This window comes from Streptomyces sp. NPDC037389, assembly GCF_040636475.1.
In the GTDB taxonomy this organism is placed as follows: domain Bacteria; phylum Actinomycetota; class Actinomycetes; order Streptomycetales; family Streptomycetaceae; genus Streptomyces; species Streptomyces hesseae.
The window spans coordinates 59814-67097 of the sequence record NZ_JBEZUS010000024.1; the positions used below are offsets into that span (position 1 = coordinate 59814).

Consider the following 7284-nt stretch of genomic DNA (forward strand, 5'->3'; position numbering starts at 1 on the left):
CCTGTGGATAACCCGCGGCACCCCCGCGACACGGCCCCTGGCCTGCGCGAACGCGCCGCTCACCGCCCCGCCCGCCCACCGACGCCGACCGTCCCCGGTCACTGCGGGACGCCACCAACCGTCACCCCGGGTAGACAGGCGCCGTACCTTCCTTGCCCACCAGCTTCCAGTTGGTGTCCGGCAGCAGCCGTACGACCCCGCCGTCGCCCTCCGCGACCAGCGCCTGCGCCTTGCCCGGGTTCTCCGAGGCGGCCACGCCCCGCACCCCCGTGATCCCCGGCAGCCCGGAGGCGTTGGCCTGCGAGCCGTCGGTCTCGACGTACTGGAGCTGCTGGAGCCCGCCCTGCTCGTTGCCGGCCACCAGCAGCCGGCTCGCGCCCGCCCACGAGACGGCGTTGACGTCCACCAGCCGGGGCGCCACGTTCCGCAGCTCCTGCACCGACAGGCCGGTACGGCCCGCGCCCGCTCGCCGCTCGACCCTGCCGAGCCGCAGCACCGTGTGGTCGCCCTTCGTCACCAACAGCGCGATGCGCACACCGTCCGCGGCGATCCGCAACCCCGTGATCCGCCCGCCGTCCAGCCCGGGCACCTGGATCTCCTCGGGAGCGCCCGTGCCCCCGGACAGCCGCAGCAGCCTCGGCCTGTCCGCGTCCTGGTCCGCGACCCACAGATCGCCCAGACCGTCCCAGCTCGGCGCGGTCAGCCCCGCCTTGGCGCCCGTACCGCCGCGCACGGTCAGCCGGGCCTCGCCCAGCGGCGCGCCCGCCTGGAGGGGCGCGACGTACAGCGCCTGCCCATTGGCCGACACGCCCGCCGCACGGCGCTCCGCGCGGTCCACCGCCACCGAGCGCAGCGGGGCCGAACCGTCCGCGCCCAGCGGACCGGCGACCCGCCGCGCCTCGTCGTCACCGTCGGCCAGGCTCACCATCCGGTGCTGACCGTCGACGAAGTACTGCCGGTCCGGCCGTCCGGAGGTCAGGTCCGGCGCGTAATAGCGCGCCTGCTCCTTGCCGAGCACACACAGCCTGGAGCCGTCCTTGCGCTGAAGCGTCACGTCGGTGACCTTGGCCGACTCCTGCACGGTGTACAGAAGCTGCGCGGCCATCCGCAGGCACTGGTCCTGATTGGCGCCGGCGACCTTGTCGTTCAGCCGCACCTTCAGACCGTTGGAGTCGTCCAGGGACAGCCGCTGTTCCTCCAGCCGCGTCCCCGTGGGAAAGGCCGTGGCGGCGACCGGGTCCAGCCACGACGTCGGCCCGTCCAGCAGCGCGTTCACCGTCGACGTCACCGGGTCTATCCGCTTGCGCAGATAGACGGGGTCGGCGACGAGCACCTCGCGCGACTTCCCCGCGCCGCTCGTGCTCTGCCCCAACTCGGCAAAGTAGTACTTATTGACCGAACGGTAGATGCGCTGGAAGTCGGAGACCCCGAGCACCAGCCCCGGGTCCACGCCGTCGATGCGCCACTGGCCGTCCTCGCGTGCCAGGTGCAACTGGGTCTTGTACTCGCCCTCGTCCGGCTTGTACGCGTGCTTGGCGTCCACCGTCGCCACCCGCCGGCCCGTCAGCGTCACGGTGTAGCCCGGCTCACGGTCACCGCCGGTGCGCTCCACCCGCACCTGGGGCGTCTGCGACAGCACCGTCGTGGACGCCGACGGATCCCAGCGGCCCCGCACACCCTTCGCCAGATACTGCCGAGCCGTCTCGTAGTCCGTGTCGTCGCTGGTCGTCGCCTCCAGGAAGCCCATGACGAGCTCCAGCGGCTGCTCGTTCTTGCGCGGCGGCACACCGTAGACGCGCACCTGCGCGTCGGCGTCGGCACGCTGCTGCGGGGAGTCGACCGACTTCACCTCACCACCGTCGGGCATCGACGCGCAGCCGGCCAGCAGCGCACCGCTGACCAGCACGACGCCCGCCCCCGCGAACCGCCGCCCGCCGCCGGTTCCCCTACGCCTGACCGTCACGGTCGCCTCCGGTCCCGCTCCCGCCGCCCGCGGCCTCGCGACCGTCCCGGGCGTCTGCCCGACGGGCCGCCGTGTCACCGGCACGGTCACCACTCTTCTCGCCACCGAGCGCCCCACCGGGACGCGTCACCACCCGCGCGCCGCTGCCCGGCAGCGCGGTGGGATCGGCCGTGGCACGCACATTCCTGCTCTGCGCCGGTACGGGCGCCCCCGTGCCCGCCACGGGCGCGGCGCGCCCCGGCAGCGCGGGCGGCAGCCCGGACCCGGTCATCCCGCGGTTGCGCCGCGAATCCTCCGGCTCCAGCGGAATCGGCGACCCTCGCAGGGGCTCGCCCGCCGTGCGCGGCAGCGTCAGCCTGAACTGTGAACCGCCACCCGGCTCGCCCCACGCCTGGAGCCAGCCGCCGTGCAGCCGCGCGTCCTCCACCGCGATGGACAGGCCCAGGCCCGTACCACCGGTCGTCCGCGCACGGGCGGGATCGGCCCGCCAGAAGCGGTTGAACACCCGGGCCGCCTCGCCGGGCTTGAGCCCCACGCCGTAGTCGCGCACCGCGACCGCGACCGCGCCCCCGGCCACTCCCAGCCGGACGACCACGTCCCGGCCCTCGCCGTGCTCCACGGCGTTGACCACGAGATTGCGCAGCACCCGCTCGACACGGCGGGCGTCCGCCTCGGCGATGACGGGCTGTTCGGCGCCACGCACCAGCAGTCGGCTGCCCTTGCGGTCGGCGAGCGGCAGAGCACCCTCCACCACCCGGTTCACCACGTCGCGCAGATCGATCGGCTCGGCCTCCAGCGCCGCCGCGCCCGCGTCGAACCGGCTGATCTCCAGCAGGTCCGCCAGCAGCGACTCGAACCGGTCCAGCTGCCCGAACAGCAGCTCGGCCGAGCGCGCGGTCACCGGATCGAAGCCGTCACGCGCCTCATGGATGACGTCGGCCGCCATCCGTACGGTCGTCAGCGGCGTCCTCAGCTCGTGCGAGACGTCCGAGACGAACCGCCGCTGCATCCGCGAGAGCTCCTCCAGCTGCTGGATCTTCACCTGGAGGGTCTGTGCCATCTTGTTGAAGGCCTCGCCCAGACGCGCGATGTCGTCCTCACCGGTGACCTTCATCCGCTCCTGGAGCACACCCGCCGCGAGCCGCTCGGAAATGCTGGCGGCCATCCGTACGGGCGTGACGATCTGCCGCACCACCAGCCAGGCGATGGCGCCCAGCAGCACCACCACGAACACCCCGGCCGTGGTCAGCGTCCCCTTCACCAGACTGAGCGACTTCTCCTCCTGTGTGAACGGGAAGAGGTAGTACAGCTGGTACGGCTTGCCGTTGACGTCGTAGAGCCGCTTGCCGACGATCAGCGCCGGCTCACCCTCGTCGGAGGAGCTCCGCTTGATGGTCCCGGGCTTCTCGAACGTGCCCGTCCGGCTGTCCAGCTGCCTGCGCAGATCCGCCGGGACACTGCGCTCCGGGTCGATGTCCCCGGAGGCCCGCGGCCCCCGCGTCCCGCCCACATACGTCGTGTCGCCGTCACCCGCGCTGAGCGCCACCACGTGGTAGACGCCCTGCCCACCACTGGCGAGCTGCTGCACCAGCGCCGTCAGCCAGGCCCCGGAGTCGGGCGTGCCCCGGCCACCGGACTGGGCGCCGTCCTGACCGTGATCGGCACCGGCGGCGTCCGCGGCGTCGCGCGCCGCCTTGAAACCGCCCTCGGCCTGGCTCTGCGAGGCATGCTTCTTGGCGTCCAGCAGACCGTTGCGCACCTGCCCGATGACGACCACGCCGAGCAGCAGCACCACACCCAGCGACATCAGCAGGGTGGTCGCCACCACCCGCAGCTGGATGTTGCGCCGCCACAGGCGCATCGCGGGCAGCAGCGGCCGGCGCACCCAGCGCGCGTACAGCCGCAGCACCGGGTGGACCGGCGCCGAGCCCGCGCCGTCGGACAGCAGCCTGCCCGCACGCCAGAGACGCCGGAGGAGCGATATGCCCCCACCCGCGTCCACGGGCCGCCCCGCGTCCCGCTCCGGAGCGGCACCGTCACCCGGCATGTCAGCTGGGTCCGGCCTTGTAGCCCACACCACGGACGGTCACCACGATCTCCGGCCGCTCGGGGTCCTTCTCGACCTTCGAGCGCAGCCGCTGTACATGCACATTCACCAGCCGTGTGTCGGCGGCGTGGCGATAACCCCAGACCTGCTCAAGGAGCACCTCACGGGTGAAGACCTGCCACGGCTTGCGTGCCAGCGCCACCAGCAGATCGAACTCGAGCGGCGTCAGCGCGATCGACTGGCCGTCGCGCTTCACCGAGTGCCCGGCGACATCGATGATCAGATCACCGATGGTCAGCTGCTCCGGCGCGGGCTCCTCCGACCGGCGCAGCCGCGCCCGGATACGGGCCACCAGCTCCTTGGGCTTGAACGGCTTGACGATGTAGTCGTCCGCGCCGGACTCCAGCCCGACGACCACGTCGACGGTGTCGCTCTTGGCGGTCAGCATCACGATCGGCACCCCGGACTCGGCGCGGATCAGCCTGCACACCTCAATGCCATCACGGCCCGGCAGCATCAGATCCAGCAATACAAGATCGGGTTTGGCCTCACGAAATGCAGCGAGCGCCTTGTCGCCGTCCGCTACGAACGACGGCTCGAAACCTTCACCACGAAGCACAATTCCGAGCATCTCGGCCAGTGCGGTGTCGTCATCGACGACAAGAACGCGTCCCTTCATATCGACATCATCCCATTACCCGATCGTGACCTGGCACACAGCTCTGCCAGACCCGCCTCCGTCACGGGTGAAACAACCCCGTTTTCCGTGACAATGGCGGTCACCAACTCCGGCGGTGTGATATCGAACGCAGGGTTGTGGGCCTGCGTACCCAAGGGTGCCACCGGGTTTCCGGAGGCACTTCCCGGGAACTCCGTCACCTCGTGCCCGGGCCGCTGCTCCACCTCGATCGCGGCACCGTCGGCCGTCCCGAGATCGACCGTCGTGGTCGGCGCGACGACGATGAACGGCACATGGTGGTAGCGGGCGAGCACCGCCAGCGGATAGCTGCCCACCTTGTTGGCCACCGACCCGTCCGCCGCTATCCGGTCCGCACCGATCAGCACGGCGTCGACCTCGCCCGCCGAGAACAGCGAACCCGCCGCGCTGTCCGCGAGCAGCGTGTACGGCATACCGGCCCGAGCGGCCTCGTACGCGGTCAGCCGGGCCCCCTGGAGCAGCGGACGCGTCTCGTCCACCCACAGCCGCCGCAGCTCCCGGATCCGGTGCGCCGCGCCCGCCACCGCGAAGGCGGTGCCCTCGCCACCGGAGACCAGGGCGCCCGTGTTGCAGTGGGTCAGGAGGCGGTATCCGCCCCCGGGCAACAGCTCCCCGAGCAGCGCCAGGCCGTGCGCCGCCATACGGGCGCTGGCGTCGGCGTCCTCCTGGTGCAGGGCCCGGGCCTCGGCGAGCGCGGCAGCGGCCGCCTGGGAGCCGTCCACGCCGCTTCCGGCGGCCGAACGGTACGCCGCCAGCGCGCGCCGCACCCCATAGCCGAGGTTCACGGCTGTCGGACGGGCGTGGGCGAGCATTTCGGCGGCCTCCTCCACGTCGAAGCCGCGCACGGCCGCGAGGGCCAGGCCATAGGCGCCCGCGACGCCGAGGAGCGGGGCGCCGCGCACGGCGAGCGTGCGTATCGCCTCGATCAGCGCGGGGACGTCGGTACAGACCAGCTCGATCTCTTCCGTGGGCAGCCTCCGCTGGTCGAGGAGGACGATCACGGGTCCCTCGGGCGGCTCCTCCCAGCGCAGGGCCGGGACGGAGGATCCGGTGCCGGACGCGGGTGCCGCGTACTGATCAGCCATTGGTCCAGTCTGCCCCGCGCACACCAACTATTGAAGGCCTCCCCTGGCGGCCTCCCCCTTACGAGCCTCTCGGGCGCTTGCCGCCTCGCACGCGCTTACTGACACGATGACTGACCGGAACCGCTCGGACGGGCCGCTGGACGGCGCACACGGGCATCAGAGGGAGCTACAGGAGCTACAGAGAATGAACGACTCTCCGGACCGCACCCCGCAGGGCTGGGGCCGCGCCCGCGCCAACAGTGGAAGCGGCGACGGCAATGGCGGCGGGGACGGGGGCAACAGCGGCGGCTGGGGCGGTGGTGGCGGCTGGGGCAGCCAACAGTGGAGCCCACCACCTCCGCCGGCCCCTCAGCCCGGCGTCGTGCCCCTGCGGCCTCTGGGCGTGGGCGAGATCCTGGACGGCGCGGTCGCCACGACGCGCCGGTACTGGCGAACGGTCCTCGGGATCTCCGCGACCGTCGCCCTCGGTACCCAGGCGGCGGGGACCGCGGTAACAGGGCTGTGGTTCCGCGACGTTACGGGCCTGAACAAGCTCGCCGACCCGGGGACGGCCAACCCTCACGAGGTGCTGGACGCCTTCGGCAAGTCCCTGGGCAGTCTGACCGTCGCTTCACTGGTCGGGCTGGTCGGCTCGATCATCGCGAGCGCCATGCTGACGATGGTCGTCAGCCGCGCCGTGCTGGGCCGGCCCGCGTCGGTGGGTGACGCCTGGCGGGACGCCCGCCCCCGGCTGCTCGCCCTGACGGGGCTGTTCCTGCTACTGCCCGTGCTCATCACCGCGGCCTTCGCGGTCTGCCTGGCCCCGGGACTGGCGGTCGCGGCGGCTTCGGATGCCGGGCTTTCCGGTGGTCCGGACGGTGGCGGTGCGGGTCTGCTGCTTCTCGGCGGGCTCGCCGGCATGGTGGCGGCGGCCTGGCTCTGGGTCCGCTACAGCCTTGCCGCGCCGGCGCTCATGCTCGAAAAGCAGGGTGTGATCACGGCTATGCGTCGTTCGGCGAAGCTTGTGCGGGGATCGGGCTGGCGGATCTTTGGAATACAGGTCCTGGCCGCCTTTATCGTTTTCATGATCGGTTCAATGGCGCAGATACCGACGAGCCTCATTGACGGCATCGTGACTGGTGAATCCACCATGGATCATTTGACGTGGACGTCTTTGATCATCAATGGTGTCGGCTCGGTGATCGGCTCCGCGGTGGCGCTTCCGATCACTGCCGGCGTGACCGCGCTGCTGTATATGGATCAGCGGATCCGTCGCGAGTCCCTTGATATCGAGCTCGCGCGTGCTGCGGGTATGTGATCGGGTGGTTGTTGCTCTGTTCTGCTTCGGGCGGGCGTCCTGAGGATGCCGGCCCGGGGCGGGGCGGGCAGAGCCAACCTGTCCGTAAACGCAAGAAAGCCCTGGCAGGTATCCCCTGCCAGGGCTTTCTCCAAAAGAAGTTCGGCGGCGTCCTACTCTCCCACAGGGTCCCCC

The 7284-nt window shown here is 71.4% G+C and carries 5 protein-coding genes; 1 reads left to right on the top strand and 4 read right to left on the bottom strand.

What is annotated here, in order from left to right:
- Positions 1 to 121: 121 nt before the first annotated feature.
- Genes AB0E98_RS32265 through mtnA form a run of 4 tightly spaced genes read right to left on the bottom strand, consistent with a single transcriptional unit; the run spans position 122 to position 5813 of the window.
- On the bottom strand, positions 122 to 1963 hold the full coding sequence (locus AB0E98_RS32265; protein WP_361709681.1) for an LpqB family beta-propeller domain-containing protein: 1842 nt from the start codon (positions 1961 to 1963) through the stop codon (positions 122 to 124).
- Positions 1947 to 4010 (bottom strand): MtrAB system histidine kinase MtrB, encoded by a 2064-nt coding sequence (mtrB, locus tag AB0E98_RS32270; RefSeq protein WP_361709684.1) that lies wholly within the window; start codon positions 4008 to 4010, stop codon positions 1947 to 1949. The genes AB0E98_RS32265 and mtrB overlap by 17 nt, the downstream gene beginning before the upstream one ends.
- 1 nt (position 4011) lies before the next feature.
- On the bottom strand, positions 4012 to 4689 hold the full coding sequence (gene mtrA / locus AB0E98_RS32275) for a two-component system response regulator MtrA (protein ID WP_126914414.1): 678 nt from the start codon (positions 4687 to 4689) through the stop codon (positions 4012 to 4014).
- The gene (mtnA, locus tag AB0E98_RS32280) at positions 4686 to 5813 is read right to left on the bottom strand and encodes an S-methyl-5-thioribose-1-phosphate isomerase (protein ID WP_361709686.1); all 1128 of its coding nucleotides are present in this window, start codon (positions 5811 to 5813) and stop codon (positions 4686 to 4688) included. Before mtnA ends, mtrA begins: the two co-directional genes overlap by 4 nt.
- A 382-nt stretch (positions 5814 to 6195) precedes the next feature.
- On the opposite strand from mtnA, the gene AB0E98_RS32285 reads away from it, so the two are divergent.
- Entirely contained in the window at positions 6196 to 7110 is a 915-nt protein-coding gene (locus tag AB0E98_RS32285) for a glycerophosphoryl diester phosphodiesterase membrane domain-containing protein (protein ID WP_361709687.1), read from the top strand.
- The last annotated feature ends 174 nt before the right edge of the window (positions 7111 to 7284 follow it).

Bases quoted from the DNA above. Each gene is read 5' to 3' on its own strand.
- mtrB (WP_361709684.1), bottom strand. From the start codon at position 4,010: ATGCCGGGTGACGGTGCCGCTCCGGAGCGGGACGCGGGGCGGCCCGTG.
- mtrA (WP_126914414.1), bottom strand. From the start codon at position 4,689: ATGAAGGGACGCGTTCTTGTCGTCGATGACGACACCGCACTGGCCGAG.
- mtnA (WP_361709686.1), bottom strand. From the start codon at position 5,813: ATGGCTGATCAGTACGCGGCACCCGCGTCCGGCACCGGATCCTCCGTC.